The sequence below is a fragment of the Bradyrhizobium brasilense genome (assembly GCF_029714345.1).
Classification (GTDB): domain Bacteria; phylum Pseudomonadota; class Alphaproteobacteria; order Rhizobiales; family Xanthobacteraceae; genus Bradyrhizobium; species Bradyrhizobium australafricanum.
Map to the genome: position 1 here is coordinate 5,199,161 of NZ_CP121669.1, position 18,212 is coordinate 5,217,372.

The window sequence follows — 18,212 nt, forward strand, 5'->3', positions numbered from 1 at the left end:
GCTATACATCCGCCGCGCGGGACAGGTGGCGCTCTGGCCTTGCCGGATGCCCCCAATGCGCCTCAGTTAGGACGGCACCGACTTTGCCGATTCGCGAGAGCCCTTAGCAGCGTAGGCCCTTAACAACGTAAGCCCTTAACAGCGTACCGAAACGTACCAGCGGACCTGACCAGCCGATGCCCATAACGATACTTGATCTCGTCCTGCTCGGCGTGATGCTGATTTCGGGCCTGCTCGCGATGGTGCGCGGCTTCATGCGCGAGATCCTGTCGATCGCGGCCTGGGGCGCCGCCGCGCTGGTCACGCTGTATGCGTTCTCGAAACTTTTGCCCACCGCCAAGACCTATTTCAACAACGACACGGTCGCCGCCGTCGTCGTGGTGGCCGGCGTCTTCATCGGCACGCTGATCGTGGTCTCGATCGTCACGGTGCGGATCTCGGACATGATCCTGGATTCCCGGATCGGCGCGCTCGACCGCACCCTCGGCTTCCTGTTCGGGCTCGCCCGCGGCCTCCTGATCGTGGTCGTGGCGTTCATGTTCTTCACCTGGCTGGTTCCGGACAAGCAGCGGCCCGATTGGGTGACCGGGGCGAAGTCGCGGGTGGTGCTGCAGGGAACCGGGGATTGGCTGATGTCGCTCTTGCCTGACGACCCCGAGAACACCATCTTAAAGAAGTTCAAGAAGAATAAGCCAGACGACGATTCTGCGGCCGATACCAATGATCAGGCGACGCCGGCGTCGGGTGATGGCTATAGCAAACCTGCGCGTGACGGCTTGAAGAAGCTGATCGAGAAACCCGCGGGCCGATAAACTATTTGGGCCCTTACGAGAGGCAATGAACGAGATGCAGACCCCTTCGGATCATACCGACCAAATGGATCTCGACCTCGGCCCGATCGAACTGCAAGACCCTCTCAGATACCACCCCGACCTCGATGGCGACACGCTCCGCGAGGAATGCGGCGTGTTCGGCATCTTCGGCCATCCCGAGGCTGCCGCGATCACCGCACTCGGCCTGCACGCCCTGCAACACCGCGGCCAGGAGGCCGCCGGCATCGTCTCCTTCGACGGCAGCCGCTTCCACAGTGAACGCCGCCTCGGCCTGGTCGGCGACGCCTTCTCCCGCCGCGACGTGATCGAGCGCCTGCCCGGCAACGCCGCGGTCGGCCATGTCCGCTACTCCACCACCGGCGGCACCATCCTGCGCAACGTGCAGCCGCTGTTCGCCGAGCTCAGCGCCGGCGGATTTGCGGTCGGCCACAACGGCAACCTCACCAATGGCCTGACCTTGCGCCGCGAGCTCGTCAAGGGCGGCGCCATGATGCAGTCGACCACCGACACCGAGGTGATCCTGCATCTCGTGGCGCAGTCCAAGCGCACCCGCTTCATCGACCGATTCATCGAGGCGCTGCGCACCATCGAGGGCGCCTATGCGCTGGTCGCGCTGACCAACAAGAAGCTGGTCGGCGCGCGCGACCCGCTCGGCATCCGCCCGCTGGTGCTCGGCGATCTCGACGGCTGTCCGATCCTGACCTCGGAGACCTGCGCGCTCGACATGATCGGCGCAAAATACGTCCGGGACATCGAGCCCGGCGAGATCATCGTGTTCGACGAGCGAGGGGCGCACAGCCACAAGCCGTTCCCGCCGAAGCCGGCCCGGCCCTGCATCTTCGAATACATCTATTTCGCGCGGCCGGATTCGATCGTCGGCGGCCGCTCGGTCTACGACGTGCGCAAGGCATTCGGCGCCCAGCTGGCGCGCGAGAGCCATCCCGAAGTCGACGTCGTGGTGCCGGTGCCGGATTCCGGCGTGCCCGCCGCGGTCGGCTACAGCCAGTATTCCGGCGTGCCGTTCGAGCTCGGCATCATCCGCAACCACTATGTCGGCCGTACCTTCATCCAGCCGACCCAGAGCGTGCGCGAGCTCGGCGTGCGCATGAAGCATTCGGCAAACCGCGCCGCGATCGAGGGCAAGCGCATCATCCTGATCGACGACAGTCTGGTTCGCGGCACCACCTCGAAGAAGATCGTGCGCATGATGCGCGACGCCGGCGCCCGTGAGGTGCATTTCCGCCTCGCCTCGCCGCCGATCCTCTATCCCGACTATTACGGCATCGACCTGCCGGACCGCGGCGGCCTCCTCGCCGCGACCCATTCGCTCGAGGAGATGCGCGACATCATCGGCGCCGACTCGCTCGCCTTCCTGTCGATCGACGGCATGTACCGCGCGATGGGCTATGAGGGGCGCGACCCGGCAAATCCGAGATTCGCCGACCATTGCTTCACCGGTGCCTACCCGACCCACCTGACCGACCAGAGCGAAACCGAAGCCCCGCCGCGCCAACTCTCGCTGCTGGCGGAGGCGAGCTAGCCACATCCGCGCTGTCGTCCCTGCGAAAGCAGGGACCCATAACCACCGGCCTATCTGGCTGGCGACAGTGTTAGACACGAACTTCCATTACCGCCGTCACGGCGTATGGGTCCCTGCTTTCGCAGGGACGACGATTTGTTAGAGTCCCTTCCATGACAAAACCCCTCGCCTCCCGTATCGCCCTCGTGACCGGCGCCTCGCGCGGCATCGGCTTTGCGACCGCGGTCGCACTGGCCAAGGCCGGCGCGCATGTCGTGGCGGTGGCGCGCACGCAAGGCGGGCTGGAAGAGCTCGACGACGAGATCCGCACGGCCGGCGGCAGCGCCACCCTGGTGCCGCTCTCGCTCACCGATTACGACGGCATCGCGCGGCTCGGGCTCGCGCTGCATGAGCGCCACGGCAAGCTCGATATCCTGGTCGGCAATGCCGGCACCGCAGGGCCGTCGTCGCCGCTCGGCCATATCGAGCTGAAGCCATGGAACGACGTGTTCGCGATCAACGTCACCGCCAATTTTCAGCTGATTCGCTGCATGGACCCGCTGCTGCGCCAATCCGACGCCGGCCGCGCGGTGTTCGTGACGTCGGGCGTGGCCCACAAGGCCAACGCCTATCTCGGCCCCTATGCGGCCTCGAAGGCCGCGCTGGAGGCACTGGTGCGCTCCTGGGCCAACGAGACCGCCAACACGGCGCTCCGCGTCAACCTGTTCAGCCCCGGTCCGATCCGCACGCGGATGCGCGCGCAGGTGTTTCCCGGCGAAGACCCGATGACGCTGGATACGCCCGACATGGCCGCCGAATTCATCGTGCCGATGTGTTCGCCTGATTGGACCAAGACCGGCAAGCTCTACGACTACAAGGCGCGCACGCTGCGCAGTTTCCAGCCGCCGGCGTGAGCGCGGCTCTCTCTCCCGTAGCCCGGATGGAGCGAAGCGCAATCCGGGATAGTCTCTACGCGGAGAAACCAGCCCCGGATTTCGCTTCGCTCCATCCGGGCTACGCACCTCCTTGCGATTGACTCGCTCGCGTCCCCACGATTGACTGCGCTTCCCAGCGGGACGCCCGCCAAGAAAAATTTCGGGAGGCAACATGACGCCGACGTTCAATCGCGCGCGCTTCATTCTGTCCGGATTGTTTCTCTCCGCCTGCATCGCATCATCAGCCCTCTTCGCTACACCAACCCCCGCGAAAGCCGGCGACATCCCGACCTTCTCCGTGGATGCATCATGGCCGAAGCCGCTGCCGAACAACTGGATCCTCGGCCAGGTCGGCGGCATCACGGTGGATTGGCAGGGCCACATCTGGATGATTCACCGGCCGCGCTCGCTGACCGACGACGAGAAGGGCGCGAGCCTCAATCCGCCGCGCTCGAAATGCTGCGTCTCGGCGCCGCCGGTGCTCGAATTCGACGCTGACGGCAATCTGCTGCGGTCCTGGGGCGGTCCGGGTGACGGCTATGAGTGGGTTGGCCGCGAGCACGGCATCGAGGTCGACGAGCGCGGCTTCGTCTGGATCGGCGGCAACGCCGACAATGACAATGCGATCCTCAAGTTCACCCTCGACGGCAAGTTCGTCTCGCAGATCGGCTCGATCGCACCGAGCAAGGGCAGCAACGACACCACCCAGCTCGGCAAGCCCGCCGAGACCGCGATCGACAAGGAGGCCAACGAGATCTACGTCGCCGACGGTTACGGCAACCGGCGCGTCATCGTGTTCGATGCCACCACCGGCGCCTACAAGCGGCACTGGGGCGCTTATGGCAACAAGCCCGATGACGCCAAGCAGCCGCCCTACGATCCGAAGGCGCAGGTCGCGCAACAGTTCGGCAATCCCGTGCACTGCGTGAAGATCGCCAATGACGGACTGGTCTATGTCTGCGACCGCATCAACAACCGCATCCAGGTGTTCAGGAAGGACGGCAGCTTCGTGAAGGAGTTCTTCTTCGAGAAGAGCACGCTCGGCAACGGCGCGGTGTGGGACATCGCGCTGTGGCCCGATCCCAAGCAGACCTACCTGCTCTCCGCCGACGGCGAGAACAACGAGATCCGCATCATCAGGCGTGACGACGGCGCGGTGGTCGGCAGCTTCGGCCGCAACGGCCGCAACGCCGGGCAATTCCACTGGGTGCACGCGCTCGCGGTCGACGCCAAGGGCAACGTCTATACCGCCGAGGTCGACACCGGAAAAAGGATCCAGAAATTCAAGCTGACCTCCGACGCGCTCAAGTAAGGATTTCACCGGATGACGCTTCGACGCAGGCCCACCCGGCTTTAGGCGGATTGCCGCCTCCCCCGGGAAAGGGTAAGCGGGAACTTGAGCGACCGGCAAAAAGGCTCCGCAAGAGGGCTGTCCGGGCTTTAGACAGTGGAGGGAATTTCATGACAACGACGTTTGCGCGGCGCTGCGCCGCGCTTCTTGCTTGCGCCGCACTCGGCCTTTCAACTTCTGCGTTCGCGCAGGACAAGACCGTCAAGATCGGCGTGCTGAACGATATGTCGAGCCTCTATGCCGACATCGGCGGCCCGAACTCGGTGGTCGCGATCAAGATGGCCGTGGAGGATTCCGGCCTGCTCAAGAAGGGCTGGAAGATCGACGTCCTGAGTGGCGACCACCAGAACAAGCCCGACGTCGGCGTCAACATCGCTCGGCAATGGGTCGACAACGAGAAGGTCGATGCGATCGCCGACACGCCGAACTCCGGCGTGGCGCTTGCGGTCAACAATCTCGTCAAGGAAAAGAACATCGTCCTGCTGAATTCGGGCGCGGCGACCGCCGACCTCACCGGCAAGGCCTGCACGCCGAACACGATTTCATATACCTACGACACCTACATGCTGGCCAACGGCACCGGCAAGGCCCTGACGAAAGCCGGCGGCGACACCTGGTTCTTCCTGACGGCCGACTATGCATTCGGCCACGCGCTTGAGCGCGACACGACCGCGGTTGTCAACGCCAATGGCGGCAAGGTGCTCGGAAGCGTCAAGCATCCGATCAACACCGCCGATTTCTCGTCGTTCCTGCTGCAGGCACAATCGTCCAAGGCCAAGGTGGTCGGCCTCGCCAACGCCGGCGGCGACACCACCAACGCGATCAAGCAGGCGGCTGAATTCGGCATCGTTTCCGGCGGCCAAAAACTCGCGGCGCTGCTACTGTTCATCAACGACGTGCATTCGCTCGGGTTGAAGACCGCGCAAGGCCTGACGTTCACGGAATCCTTCTACTGGGACATGAACGACCAGACCCGCGCCTGGTCGAAGCGGTTCTCCGCTTTGGCCAGCAAGAACGCGATGCCGTCAATGACCCAGGCCGGCAACTACGCGATGGTGCTGCACTATCTCAAGGCGATGGAAGCGCTCGGCGGCAATCCGCATGACGGCGCCAAGGTCGTCGCCAAGATGAAGGAATTGCCGACCGACGATCCGCTGTTCGGCAAGGGCCCGCTGCGCGCCGACGGCCGGCGCCTGATTCCGGCCTATCTGTTCGAGGTGAAGAAGCCCGAAGAGTCCAAATATCCCTGGGACTATTACAAGCTGATCGCCACGATCGCGCCGGAAGACGCCGCGAAGCCGCTTGAGGCCAGCGACTGTCCGCTGCTGAAGAAGTGACCGCGTAGCGGTCATTCCGGGGCGCGCAACGCGCGAACCTCAGATGCGCAATTGCGCATTGGGGAACCTCGAGATTCCGGGTTCGATGCTGCGCATCGCCCCGGAATGACTTTCTGCATCTTCTTACTTCGCCGCCGACTTCGCCTTGACGGGCGGCGGCAACGATGCCCATTCCCTGTCGGCGCGCGGGCCGCCGACATCGCCGGTCAGGCCGACGAGCTGGCCCGGCTGCACGTCCAGCGTCTGCGTCCAGGTCTGGGTCTGGCACAGCAGCTTGAGCAGGCATCCCTTGAGCTTCAGCCGGTCGGACTTGTCGCGCCACAGCGAGACCGCATAGGACTTGCCGTCCTCGGCGTTGTAGATGTCGCCGTCGAACCTGCCCTCCGGTGTCAGCTTCAATCCGAGGATCAGCTGATGGCCGAGCAGCACACGCGTCCGCTGGTCGGGGTCGGGATTGAAGCTGTCGCGGAGCGGCTGGCCGTGTGAATCGAGCGGATCCTTCATCCACACGATGAAGCCGCAGATGCGGTCATGCGCGGTGCCGCAGCGCTCGAGGCGGATGCGCGCGCGGCCGTCTTCGGTCAGCCAGGTGCCGCTGGGATCGACCGGGGCGATCGTCTCGGCGCGGCCGGTCGAGCTCATCAGCAAGGCAGCGACGAGGCTGCGCAGAAACATGCGAACCAGAAAGTTCATGGTAAAGGACCTTTCAGCGTCTGGATGGTTTGCGGACGCGCGCGGCGCACGTCACTTCAATTGCGCCACGAAGGCATCGGCACCCTTATCGATGCCGGCGGTGGCCGCGGCGAGATCGCCGATGCTGGCCTTGATGTCGTAGGCGTTGGGATATTGCTTGCTGACATAGGCGCCGAGCAGCCGCGAGGTCGAGCTGTCGAACATCTCGACGGCATAGATGACGGAGCCCGTCATCGTGCCCTCGCCGTCGCGCGCGGCTTGCACGCCGTTGTACACCGCGCCTGCCAGATCGAAACGCGACAGCGTGCCGAGCACCGGCGTGTTGGCGACCGCGCCGGTCAGCGTCAGCCGCAGGCGGAACGTGTTCGGCCCGCGCGTGTTCACCAGCGTGAAGCGGCCGCGCAGCTTGTCGGCGAAGCGGGTCTGCATGTAGGCGGCGAGCGTCTGCTTGTCCTTCTCGGACATGTCGCCGAACTGATGATCCGCGCCGCGATAGATCACGACCGGATCGATCATCACCTTGTTGTAGCTGCGCCAGTCGACCGGCGGCGCATAGCGATACGGCACACGCCCCGAAGAATCGGACGTGTCCGGCGTCATGTAGGCCGACGATGCTACATCCGAATAGGCCACCGGCGTGACGGCGGCACATCCTCCCGCGAGGACGCAAAGCGCCATCGCTCCCAGACCGCGCGCGGCGATCGAGCTCTCCATTCCAATCTCCTCATCCGACCTGGGCGGAAAAGCAGCTCGGCCGCAGCCGCGTCCGGGGCTGAAAGTACGGCTGCGGCCGTCACTGCCGGTCTGACTCGCCATCGCGGCGCCGCCAGACCTTGCCTCAGTGCGATCAGCTATAAAACCGACCAGTTGGTTTGTAGAGTTGCAATCGCAGGAAACGCGTCGGAAAAATGCGGCGGTCGAAAATGTCGTGTTGGCTGGCGAGGCGGCTTCGCGAATGGCGGCCGCGCGCTGTCACAAACCCGCGACATCTCGTGTGGTACGGCAGAAATCGCCGGGGGATTTCAGGGGCCCGGTGCCGATCCAACGCCGCCAAGCGATCCATATTCCGCTTGGGCGGCGTTGCGCTTTCGAAAGCGCCGGAAATTCAGCCGCGCTTGCGCTCCGATGCCGGCTTTGCCGCGCGCGCGCCGGCCGGAGGCGAAGATGCCGTACGCGCCGCCGTTGTCTTGGCTGGCTTTGCTGCCTCCGTCGCCCCCTGCTCCATCGCGGTCCACTTGCTGTCGTCGAGCAATCGCTCGAACAGGCGATCCCGCTCCGCCTCGGTCAGCGACAACATGCCGAACAACGAACTGAGCAGCAGCCCCCGCGCCGCCGCCCAGCGCAGCAGCGCGAGATCCGGATCCCTCGCCTCGGCCTTCATCAGCGCGACCTTCTTGATGTCGACATCGCGCGGCATCGCCATCAATTCGGGGTTCTCGTTCATCGCCGCCAGCAGTGCGAACGCCCCTGCCCGCGGCGTTGAGATCGCCTCCCGGAGCGTCGCGATCTGCGCCGACAGTTCGGGCTGGTCCGTGGTCCCGCGTACCTTTTCGATGTAGCGGTTCGAGAATTCCTCGAAATGCGCCATCTGCTGCTCGAGCAAGGCGCGCAGCACCGCTTCCTTGGTGCGGAACTGATGCATCACGCCGCCCTTGCTGAGACCGCTCTCGCGCGCAATCGCGTCCAGCGTCAGGCGTCCCGGACCATCGCGCGTCACGATGGTGATCGCGGCGTCGAGTGCGGCGTTGCGGGAGCGTTCCGAGCGGGAAGGATTATCCATGGTGTACTCAGGAAGGAGTCGCTTGAGATCACAGTATCTCAGCGGCTTCGGTCAATCTCAAGCGCTGCGAGGCAGCGAGAACGGCGTCCCCGGAATGGCGGTGTCGCCCTCGGAAGACGCATCAATTCAGGAATCGGTCATCAACCTATCCGATAGCTCACGCGCACAAACGAACCTTCTGCAGCAGGCCATGAAGGAAGCCGTAGGCCATTCGGCCGACGACACGTTCCCCTCGACCGCGCGCGCGGGCGATGGCCTGCGCCTCGGCATGACTGGCGGCGACGATCGTCCCGTGCCTGCCGCCATCAAGCTTCAGGTCGGTCAGGTAGACAAGGCCGCGCGACGTCAGCAGCGCCGCCTGCGCGGCGCTGAAGCGGGTCAACTCATCGCAGATATCAACGGCCTCGTCGGTCACCATGCTGCTCCTGGCAGAGCGCCCCGCAGCGGGGCGCGTCTTCATCCGGTATCAGCTCTTATACAAACCAACCGGATGGTTTGTATATAGACAATATGACGCAATCCGACAGGTGCGGCCGGACGCATCAGCGTTGTCGGATCGGCGCGCTCGCATTCGTCCTCGAAGCATCAGCCAGCATTCGGAGCACGCGAGCGATGACACAGCAGAAACAGAAAGCGGAAACCGAAATCAGGACGCTCATCGACGCCTGGACGGACGCCGTCCGCAGGCAGGACTATCCCGGCATTTTCGCCCGTCACGATCCGGACATCGTGATGTTCGACGTTCCCCCGCCATTGCAGTCACGCGGATTGGATGAATACCGGAAGACGTGGGACTTGTTCTTCAGGTATCACCGCCCATCCTACGCCTTCGATATCGAGGAGATCGCGATCACGGCCGGCAGTGATGTGGCCTTCGCGGTCGCGGTGATGCGGTGCGGGCCACCTGATGCCACGTTCCAGTTCAGGCTGACGATCGGATTGCGCAAGGTCGACGGCGCGTGGCGCGTCACGCACGAGCACCATTCGGTGCCGGCGACGGAATAGAACGTCTCGTGGTGGATCCGTCGGCGGCTTGCCCGCCCTAGGCTTGCTTCGCCGCTGTCGCGCGCCAGGCGATGGCGAGCGCGAGCAGCAGCAGCGCGCCGGCCAGATAGAACGGCGCGCCGGGCATCTTCACCGGCACGTTGTCGCCGATGAAATACGCGAACGTCAGCGTGAACAGGAACGGGCCGATCAGTTCCGACATGCTCTGCACGCTTGATGTCGCGCCCTGCAACTGGCCCTGCTGGTCGGCGGCGACGAGCTGCGTCGTCAGCGCCTGCGTCGCAGCGCCCGAGAGGCCCCACAGCGCCATCACGGGAATGCCGATCCAGAACAGCTGGCCTGATGGCGCGGCGCCGAAGATCACGAAGCCCAAGGCGCCGCAGACGAGGCCGAGGAACAGCGCGTTGCGCTCGCCGAGGCGCTGCACGATCGGGCCGATCGCCGCGCCCTGCACGATCATGCCGCAGAGCCCGACCAGCGCCAGCGTCGCGCCGACGGTGCCAGTGTCCCAGCCATAGCGATAGGTGGCGTAGAGCACGAACACCGAGGGCAGCACGACATGCGCGAGCTGGCCGAAGAACGTCGCCAGCGACAGGCCGGCGAGCGTCCGGTTCGAGCGCAGGAAATGCAGCGCGCCGATCGGATTGGCGCTCTTCCATTTGAACGGCGCGCGCCGCTCCACGGGCAGCGATTCCGGCAGGATGAACAGGCCATAGAGCCCGTTGACGAAGCTCAAGCCCGCCGCCGCCCAGAACGGCAGCCGCGGATCGATCTCGCCGAGCAGGCCGCCCAGCGCCGGTCCGAGGATGAAGCCGGCGCCGAAGGCGACGCCGATCTTGCCGAACATCGCGGCGCGCTGCTCCGGCGCGGTGACGTCGGCGATATAGGCGAACACGGTCGAGATGCTCGACGAGGTGATGCCCGAGATCGCCCGCCCGATGAACAGCCAGATCAGGTTCGGCGCCAGCGCCATCAGCACATAGTCGGCGGCGAGACCGAAATTCGACAGCAGCACCACCGGCCGGCGGCCGAAGCGATCGGACAGCGCGCCCAGGATCGGCGAGCAGACGAACTGCATCAAGGCCCAGATCGAGCCGAACACGCCGAAGATGCGCGCCGCATTTGCAGTGTCGTTGTTGACGAAGCCCTCGATCAGCTTGGGCAGGATCGGGATGATGATCCCGAGCGCGAGCATGTCGAGCAGCAACGTGATGAAGATGAAGATCACCGCGCCACTGCGCGGTTCCGCAACAGCAACCGTGTCACCCTCCGACCTTTCGCTCACGACGGCCGTTTGCGCTTGTGGGCGAACGGATTGGCCTTCTCGCGCAGCGTAATCCGGATCGGCGTGCCCGGCAGATCGAACGTCTCGCGCAGCGAGTTGATGAGGTAACGCAGATAGGATCGCGGGATCGCGTCGGCGCGCGAGCAGAACAGCACGAAGCTCGGCGGGCGCGCCTTCACTTGCGTGATGTAGTTCAGCTTCAGCCTGCGGCCCGAAACCGCCGGCGGCGGGTTGGCCTGGATCGCCTGCTCGAACCAGCGATTGAGCGCCGAGGTCGGCAAGCGCCGGTTCCAGACCGCATAAGCCTCCTGGATCGCCGTCATCAGGCGGTCGATGCCTTCGCCCATCAGGCCGGAGACGGCGACGATCGGCGCGCCCTTGACCTGCGGCAGCCAGTGGTCGGCATCGGTGCGCAGTTGCGAGATCTGGTTCGGCTTGCGCTCGACCAGGTCCCATTTGTTGACCGCGAGCACGATGGCGCGGCCTTCGCGCTCGATCAGGTCGGCGATGCGCAGGTCCTGCTCCTCGAACTTGTTCTGCGCGTCCATCATCATCACGACGACTTCGGCAAAGCGCACCGCGCGCAACCCGTCGGCGACCGAGAGCTTCTCCAGTTTCTCTTCGATCCGCGAGCGGCGGCGCAGGCCGGCGGTGTCGAACACCCGGAACTGGCGGCCCTGCCAGGTGATCTCGACCGCGATGGAGTCGCGCGTGGTGCCGGCCTCGGGGCTGGTCAGCAGCCGCTCCTCGCCGAGCAGATGGTTGATCAGCGTCGACTTGCCGGCATTCGGCCGGCCGACGATGGCGACGCGGATCGGGCGCTGCGCGGCCTCCTCCTCCGAGATCTCCTCATCGTCCTCAAGCTCGTCGTCTTCCTCCGGCGTCTCCGGCACCAGCGCGCTCAGCGCCTCGTGGAGGTCACCCATGCCCTCGCCATGCTCGGCCGAGATCTGGACGGGATCGCCGAGCCCGAGGGCGTAGGATTCCATCGCGCCGATCTCGCCATGCTTGCCCTCGGCCTTGTTGGCGACCAGCACCACCGGCTTGTTGGCTTTTCGCGCGAAGTCGGCGAAGGCACGGTCGGTCGGCGTCAGGCCGACGCGGGCGTCGATCACGAACATCAGGGCGTCGGCAAGCTCGATCGCGGTTTCGGTCTGCTCCTGCATCCGCGCCGTCAGCGAACCCTTGGCACCTTCGTCGAGGCCCGCGGTGTCGATGATGGTGAAGTCGAGATCGTAGAGCCTGGCCTGACCCTCGCGACGGTCACGCGTCACGCCGGGCTCGTCGTCGACCAGCGCGAGCTTCTGGCCGACCAGCCGGTTGAACAGCGTCGACTTTCCGACATTGGGCCGGCCGATAATGGCGATGGTAAAAGACATGGATCACCAGGCGCCGCGTTGCGGCGCGCGTCAATGAATTGAAGCAGGAGCCTAGCGGCTAAATCCGCCGCTCGGTAGCGGTGCGGGGAAGGCGCCGCCGGATTGTTGCGTGGTCTGGGTCTGCTGGGCCGGCGCTGCAGGCTGAGCCTGCTGATCGTCGGCGGGTGGCGCGGTGGTGCGGCGGCGGACGATCTTCTTCGGCTTCGGCTCCGGCGGCAGCGCGGCGGGCGCGCCCTCCTCGGCTGCGGCATCGGGAGCAGCCGCCTGATCCGCGGCCGGCGCTGCGCTGCCCTTGGCGTGCTTCTTGGCGCCCTTCGGCGGCTCCGGCGGCGGGGCCGGCTGGGCAGCGGCGGCTGCCGCGGCGTTCTGCTGATCGAGCTGTTCCTGCTGCGAGCCCTTGTACAATTCCTTCGGCACGCCCTGCTCCAGGCCGGGCACGCCTTCGGGGAATACCGGCTTGCGGTCGCCCTGCAGCTTCTTCTTGGAATCGAGGAAGTCGAGCAGGTCGCTCGGATCGAAATTGGACATGCCGCCACCGCCGCACCCCGCCAGCACGCTGCAAAGCGCTGTCAGAACTGCGGCTGCGATCAGGCGTTGCGAGCGGCGCATGGTCGATCTCTCAAACTCGGGTTTCGCGCCAAGTCAGCTTTTCGCGACCGGCGGCAACAAGGCCTGCAGCGCTTCGGCACGCGAGCGCAGGCTCGGCGGCGTCTCGCCGTCATTGGCAATCTGGTCGAGCCATTGCCGCGCGGCGGTGGCATCGTTGGCGCGCCAGGCCGACAGCGCCAGCAGCTCGCGGGCGGAGTGACGGAACGTCGAGTCCTTCGCCGTTGCCGTGGCCTCGAGCCGTTGCAGCATGTTCGGATAGGTGGTGGTTTCCATCGCGAGCTGCGCGGCGCGGATCCGCGCCAAATCCTGCTCGGGACCGCCGACGCTGCGGTCGGCTGCGATCTCGTCATAGAGCTTCGCGGCAGCCGGCTGATCGCGGGTCGCGACCTCGGCGGCCAAGCGCAGCCGCGCCAGGTTGCGGTAGCCGGACGGTGCCTTGGTGATGAGAGCGGCGAACGCAGCCTCGGCCTCGGCGTGCTTGTTCTGATCGGACAATTCGACGGCGCGGTCGAACGCCGCACCGGCCTCGGCGGCCTTCTTGGCCTCGAGATACTGGTAGCCGCGCCAGCCACCGACGCCCGCAACGATCAGGATCGCCAGGGCGATGATAAAGAGCGAGTACTTGTCCCACAGCTTCTTGAGCTGATCGCGACGGACTTCCTCGTCGACTTCGTCAAATAATTCAGACACTTAAGGCTATCCCATCCCCTCGGGACCGCTGCTATCGGTGGGGCCCAGCCCTACCCGATCCCCACATCGCGGCGGCGTTACCCTAATGGTGTGGCGGAGGCAAGGCAAAGCGAGGCGGATCAAAGCGTTAACGGGGGACGTTTGCGACTGGCCGCAACGGGCCCCCAGCCCGCGCTGCACGTGCCGACCTAAGAGCGAGCTTCGCTCGTCTCGACCCCCGCAAGCGGGAGAGGTCGACCGAATTCGCGGATGGTACGTCCACGCCTCGCTACGCGCCTACCGCGGACAGGCTCTCCCTGATCTGGCGCTTGATCACCTTGCCGTTGGCGTTGCGTGGCAGCGGCTCTGATGTCAGCGCCATGGTCTCCGGCACCTTGTAGTCCGAGAGCCGCTCGGCGCACCAGGCGCGCAGGCTCTCCGCATTGACCTCGGTGCGGGTCACGATCACGGCGTGCACGCGCTCGCCGAGCACCGGGCACGGCTTGGCGATGATCGCGCTCTCGACCACGGCGGGATGGCCGGCCAGGACAGACTCGACCTCGGCGGAATAGATCTTCAGGCCGCCGCGGTTGATCATGTCCTTCTGGCGATCGAACACGCGGACGAAGTTTGCCGCGTCGATCGAGCCGAGATCGCCGGAATGCCAGAAGCCGGCCGTAAAACTCTCCGCGGTCGCCTTCGGATTGTTCCAATAGCCCTTGATGACCGAGGCGCTGCGGATCCAGAGCTCGCCGATCTCGCCGCGCGGCAGTTCGCGGCCGTCAGCGCCCATCACGATGATCTCGGCACCGGGGCACGGCAGGCCGACACTGTCGATATGGGCGGCGGTCAGTTCGCCCGGCATCAGCGTCGAGGGCGACGTGGTCTCGGTCGCGCCGTAGCAATTCGCAAGCTTCAGCCCGGGAATCTTGGCGTCGAGCTTTTCGATGGTTGCGACCGGCATCGGCGCGCCGCCGAAGCCGCCGATCCGCCAGCTCGACAGATCGTAGCTGTCGAAATCCGGCTGCATCAGGCAGAGATTGTACATCGCCGGCACCATCACCGTGTAGCTGACGCGCTCGCGCGCCGCGACCTTCAGATATTCCGAGGCCTTGAACTCCGGCATGATGATCAGCGCGCCGGCGCAGCGTGCCATGGTGGTGATGTTGGCGACCGCACCGGTGACATGCGCGAGCGGCACCGCGGCGATCGAGCGATCGGCCTTGGTCAGCTTCAGGCACGACACGAACACCATCGAGGAGTGGATGATGTTGCAATGGGCGAGCATGGCGCCCTTCGGCCGGCCCGTGGTGCCCGAGGTGTAGAGGATCATCGCGGTGTCCTCTTCCCTCACCTCCGCCGGCGCTTGGGCTGGAGCGTTGTCGGCGAGTCCGGCGAATTGCGATGCGCCCTCGTCGCTGACCGAGATGCGATGCTTGAGGCCGGGAACGCCGGCCGCATCAGGGATGCGGTCGGCGAGCGTGGCCTCATGGACCAGAAGCGTCGCGCCGCAATCATTCAGCACATAGGCGATCTCGGGCTTCTGCTGGCGCGTCGAGAGCAGCACCGTGACCAGCCCGGCATGCGCGGCGGCAAACATCGTCAGCACGAATTCGATCCGGTTGCCGAGCAGGATCGCGACGCGGTCGCCGGGCGCAAGGCCGAGCTTTGCAAAGCCCGCCGCGACCTTGGCCGATTTCTCTGCGACCTCGCGCCAGCTCAGGCGCGTCGCGCCGCAGACCAGCGCCTCGCCGTCGCCGTTCTGCGCGACGGCGTCCGCGATCATCCCCCACAGGCTGCCCGGCCGCTCCGGGAAAGCCGGCACGACGCGGTCGCCGAACCGCGGCTCGAGCCGCATCGGCGGAATTGCGTGCTGCGACCAGTCCATGCGCGCCCCGTTAGCTCTTCTTCATGCCGTAGACGTGCTCCGGCCCCGGGAAGGCGCGGCTCTTCACGTCGCGCGCATAGCCCGCGATCGCCTCCTCGATCATTGGACCGAGATTGCCGTAGCGGCGCACGAATTTCGGCGCCCGCGGCGACAGGCCGAGCATGTCCTCCAGCACCAGCACCTGGCCGTCGCAGGCCGCGCTGGCGCCGATGCCGATGGTGGGCACGGCGATCGACTGCGTGATCTTGCGCGCCAGCGGCTCGGCGACCGCCTCGACCACGATCGAGAACGCGCCGGCTTCCGCAATCGCCCTGGCGTCGTTCTCGATCGGCGCCCAGGTCTCCTCCTCCCGGCCCTGCGCGCGGAACGAGCCGAGCGTGTTGATCGACTGCGGCGTCAGGCCGATATGGCCCATCACGGGAATGCCGCGCTCGGACAGGAACGCCACCGTCTCCGCCATCCGTGCGCCGCCCTCGAGCTTGACCGCGCCGCACAGCGTCTCCTTCATGATCCGCACCGCGGATTGAAACGCCTGCTCCTTCGAACCCTCATAGGAGCCGAACGGCATGTCCACCACGACGAGCGCAGCTTGCGAGCCGCGCATCACCGCGCGGCCCTGCAGGATCATCATGTCGAGCGTCACCGGCACGGTCGTCTCGAAGCCGTGCATGACGTTGCCGAGGGAATCGCCGACCAGGATGGCGTCGCAATGACGGTCGACCAGCGCCGCGGTGTGCGCGTGATAGGACGTCAGCATCACGATCGGCTCGCCGTTCTTGCGGGCGCGGAGATCGGGCGCGGTCTTGCGCTTGATGGCGGATTGAACAGACATAGTCAGGCTCCCATGACAGGCACGCCGATCACGACCGGGTGGAACGCAAACGCCAGCGCCAGATAGACGATGACACCGACCGCGATCGCGATCAGGTCGTTGGTTGGGCCGCCCACCGGAATCGGCGGCGCGCCGGCATCCGTGCGGCGCTTCAGCGAGATGCGGTCATAGACCGCCCAGCCGAGAAACGAGCCGAACAGGATGATCGAGCCGAGGTCGCCGTTGGCGAGCAGATGCGCGAACGCCCACAGCTTCACGCCGGCGAGCATCGGATGCTTCAGCGTGGTGTAGATGCGGCCGCGGATATAGGAGGCGACGACGAGGATGACGGCGGGCAGCATCAGCGCCACCGTGATGTGCTTGAACGCTGTCGGCGGGGTCCAGACGTCGATCCATCCGCTCGCGCGATAATGCGCAAAGCCCCAGATGATCAGCACGAGCCCGGCCGCGGAGGCGAGCGAATAGGCGATCTTGTAGCCGCCCTCGCCCATCGCCTTGATCAGGCCGGCGCGCATCTCGCGCAGGCTGGACAGCACATGGACGCCGAGGAACAGCACGAGACCCAGGATCATGACGAGCAGTCCCACGATGTTCCTCCTCTGATCGATCAATGCCTTCGCGTATCACCTTCGCCGGGCGGGTGGCAATGCGTCAGCTTCACGGCTTGTTGGCCGATTTGGCCAGCTCCCGGTTATCGACATAGCGGATCATGATCGGCCGGCCGGCCAGCGCGCCGCCCAATCCGCCGGTGAATTTCAGGGGCAGGCAGGCATCCAGCGAGGCGTTGATCGCGTTGAGGTAGGTGGTGCGGGTGTCGGCCGGGATGCCCCGCGTCGAAAACGTCAGGCGCGGCGCGCCGATCATCTCGCCCGATCGTTTGAAGCTGAAACGCACCGACATCTGCATGCCCGCGCGCGCATCGTCCGGCGGTGGCGGCGCCCAGCAGGCGCGCAGCGCGGCGAACAGATCGCCGATGGTATTGAGATCATGATCCGGCTTGCGGTACTTCTCGGCCTGATCCTGCGGTGGCACGGTCAGGATCGTGAGCTGGAGATTTTCGCCGTACGGATAATCCATCTCGGGCAGGCATGGCCCGTGGTTGAACACGCTGCAATAGGACGGGATGCAAGGCCCTTCGTCGAGCACGCTGCAAGGCGTGTGTGCGAAGGGCGCCGGGTTAGTTTGTTGCCGCTGCTGCGCAGAGGCCGCGCTCGCGAGCGCAAAGGCCGGCACGGCAAAAGCGAGGCAGATGGCGACGCGTCGGAGCATGCAGGCGGACCCGGATTGCACTCCGGAGAAAATGGGTCCGCGGCCGGACCGCATCAAGCGGGGCGGCGTTCAATTCCTCGCGCTTGTCATACTAAAACCTAGGTTCGACCGGTTCGTGTCCCCTTGATACCGGCGAGGATGAGATCGATGCCGGCGAGATAGTCGACACGGTCGTCGTGGTCCCGCATCGCGCCGGCCACGCTGCGTGCAAACGGGTAGTCGCTTGCGTCGAGCGCGGACCAGTCGGTCGCCACCGCATCCAAGAAGCTCGATCGGTCCAGGCCATGCGTCCGCGCGAACTGCGCGTTGGCTGCGTTCTGGCCACCGACGCCAAGGATGTAGTTCAGCAGGACCGAGACGATCGTCCACTGCGTGTCGGCAGCCACGCCAAGCGCGCGAACCTGCTGGCCGATGCACTCCAGAACGCGCACGGTCGGCAACTGCCCGGCAGCACGGATCAGCGCTGTCCCGACCCACGCATGCGCCTCCATTGCGTCGAACATGCCGAGCGCAAGGGCGCGAATGGTGGCCTTCGGCGATCCGCTGACCACGTGCTCATCGACCATGCGCGCGACAATGGCGTCGCAGGCGGCGACCAGCAGATCACTCTTGTTGGCGATATGCCAGTAGATCGCGCCGGGACCGGTCACGAGCCGTTCGGACAGGGCGCGGAACGTCAGACCGTCCTCGCCGCTTTCGTCCAGGAGCTCGATCGAAGCCTCGATGATGCGATCCCGCGAGAGCGAGTCCTCGCGTCGCTGGCTGCTGCGCGCCTTCTTGACCATGCCGCACCTTGACACGTCTGGAACGGCATTCCAAGTATTGGAA

At 65.6% G+C, this 18,212-nt stretch carries 19 protein-coding genes; 6 read left to right on the forward strand and 13 right to left on the reverse strand.

Annotated features, from left to right (window positions below):
* Window positions 1–176: 176 nt before the first annotated feature.
* From QA635_RS24535 to QA635_RS24555, 5 genes are all read left to right on the forward strand, one after another.
* On the forward strand, window positions 177–812 hold the full coding sequence (locus tag QA635_RS24535) for a CvpA family protein (RefSeq protein ID WP_283061828.1): 636 nt from the start codon (window positions 177–179) through the stop codon (window positions 810–812).
* A gap of 34 nt (window positions 813–846) precedes the next feature.
* Window positions 847–2,373 (forward strand): amidophosphoribosyltransferase, encoded by a 1,527-nt coding sequence (purF, locus tag QA635_RS24540; RefSeq protein ID WP_283071791.1) that lies wholly within the window; start codon window positions 847–849, stop codon window positions 2,371–2,373.
* A 152-nt stretch (window positions 2,374–2,525) separates the two neighbouring features.
* On the forward strand, window positions 2,526–3,266 hold the full coding sequence (locus QA635_RS24545; RefSeq protein ID WP_283061829.1) for an SDR family NAD(P)-dependent oxidoreductase: 741 nt from the start codon (window positions 2,526–2,528) through the stop codon (window positions 3,264–3,266).
* 193 nt (window positions 3,267–3,459) lie between these two features.
* Complete coding sequence (locus QA635_RS24550; protein WP_283061830.1) at window positions 3,460–4,599, forward strand: NHL repeat-containing protein; 1,140 nt, start codon at window positions 3,460–3,462, stop codon at window positions 4,597–4,599.
* Window positions 4,600–4,748: 149 nt separating this feature from the next.
* On the forward strand, window positions 4,749–5,975 hold the full coding sequence (locus tag QA635_RS24555; RefSeq protein ID WP_028335143.1) for an ABC transporter substrate-binding protein: 1,227 nt from the start codon (window positions 4,749–4,751) through the stop codon (window positions 5,973–5,975).
* Between the two features lie 123 nt (window positions 5,976–6,098).
* On the opposite strand, the gene QA635_RS24560 is transcribed toward QA635_RS24555, so the two are convergent.
* The 4 genes from QA635_RS24560 to QA635_RS24575 form a co-directional block, all read right to left on the reverse strand.
* Window positions 6,099–6,668, reverse strand: coding sequence for a DUF2147 domain-containing protein (locus QA635_RS24560; RefSeq protein WP_283061831.1), 570 nt, complete (start codon window positions 6,666–6,668; stop codon window positions 6,099–6,101).
* 51 nt (window positions 6,669–6,719) lie between these two features.
* Window positions 6,720–7,382 (reverse strand): DUF3313 domain-containing protein, encoded by a 663-nt coding sequence (locus QA635_RS24565; RefSeq protein WP_283061832.1) that lies wholly within the window; start codon window positions 7,380–7,382, stop codon window positions 6,720–6,722.
* 391 nt (window positions 7,383–7,773) lie between these two features.
* On the reverse strand, window positions 7,774–8,448 hold the full coding sequence (locus QA635_RS24570; RefSeq protein ID WP_283061833.1) for a TetR/AcrR family transcriptional regulator: 675 nt from the start codon (window positions 8,446–8,448) through the stop codon (window positions 7,774–7,776).
* Between the two features lie 157 nt (window positions 8,449–8,605).
* On the reverse strand, window positions 8,606–8,866 hold the full coding sequence (locus tag QA635_RS24575; RefSeq protein ID WP_159109494.1) for a hypothetical protein: 261 nt from the start codon (window positions 8,864–8,866) through the stop codon (window positions 8,606–8,608).
* Window positions 8,867–9,060: 194 nt separating this feature from the next.
* Here QA635_RS24575 and QA635_RS24580 point away from each other — a divergent pair, with 194 nt between their 5' ends.
* Entirely contained in the window at window positions 9,061–9,453 is a 393-nt protein-coding gene (locus tag QA635_RS24580; RefSeq protein WP_283061837.1) for a nuclear transport factor 2 family protein, read from the forward strand.
* Window positions 9,454–9,490: 37 nt separating this feature from the next.
* Here the strand turns inward: QA635_RS24580 and QA635_RS24585 are convergent, their stop codons facing one another.
* The 9 genes from QA635_RS24585 to QA635_RS24625 all read right to left on the reverse strand — a co-directional run bounded on the left by QA635_RS24585 (window position 9,491) and on the right by QA635_RS24625 (window position 18,169).
* Window positions 9,491–10,738, reverse strand: coding sequence for an MFS transporter (locus QA635_RS24585; protein WP_283061838.1), 1,248 nt, complete (start codon window positions 10,736–10,738; stop codon window positions 9,491–9,493).
* The gene (gene der, locus QA635_RS24590; RefSeq protein ID WP_283061839.1) at window positions 10,735–12,117 is read right to left on the reverse strand and encodes a ribosome biogenesis GTPase Der; all 1,383 of its coding nucleotides are present in this window, start codon (window positions 12,115–12,117) and stop codon (window positions 10,735–10,737) included. The genes QA635_RS24585 and der overlap by 4 nt, the downstream gene beginning before the upstream one ends.
* A 51-nt stretch (window positions 12,118–12,168) precedes the next feature.
* On the reverse strand, window positions 12,169–12,726 hold the full coding sequence (locus QA635_RS24595; protein WP_225159102.1) for a hypothetical protein: 558 nt from the start codon (window positions 12,724–12,726) through the stop codon (window positions 12,169–12,171).
* Between the two features lie 33 nt (window positions 12,727–12,759).
* The gene (locus tag QA635_RS24600) at window positions 12,760–13,416 is read right to left on the reverse strand and encodes a tetratricopeptide repeat protein (protein ID WP_057019854.1); all 657 of its coding nucleotides are present in this window, start codon (window positions 13,414–13,416) and stop codon (window positions 12,760–12,762) included.
* Between the two features lie 268 nt (window positions 13,417–13,684).
* Window positions 13,685–15,283, reverse strand: coding sequence for a class I adenylate-forming enzyme family protein (locus QA635_RS24605; RefSeq protein WP_283061841.1), 1,599 nt, complete (start codon window positions 15,281–15,283; stop codon window positions 13,685–13,687).
* A 10-nt stretch (window positions 15,284–15,293) separates the two neighbouring features.
* Complete coding sequence (panB, locus tag QA635_RS24610) at window positions 15,294–16,115, reverse strand: 3-methyl-2-oxobutanoate hydroxymethyltransferase (protein ID WP_016839889.1); 822 nt, start codon at window positions 16,113–16,115, stop codon at window positions 15,294–15,296.
* Between the two features lie 2 nt (window positions 16,116–16,117).
* Window positions 16,118–16,702, reverse strand: coding sequence for an NnrU family protein (locus QA635_RS24615; RefSeq protein WP_092088328.1), 585 nt, complete (start codon window positions 16,700–16,702; stop codon window positions 16,118–16,120).
* A 70-nt stretch (window positions 16,703–16,772) separates the two neighbouring features.
* Window positions 16,773–17,384, reverse strand: a complete 612-nt coding sequence (locus QA635_RS24620; protein ID WP_225159105.1) for a hypothetical protein — start codon at window positions 17,382–17,384, stop codon at window positions 16,773–16,775.
* A gap of 98 nt (window positions 17,385–17,482) precedes the next feature.
* Window positions 17,483–18,169, reverse strand: coding sequence for a TetR/AcrR family transcriptional regulator (locus QA635_RS24625; RefSeq protein WP_283061843.1), 687 nt, complete (start codon window positions 18,167–18,169; stop codon window positions 17,483–17,485).
* Window positions 18,170–18,212: the final 43 nt, after the last annotated feature.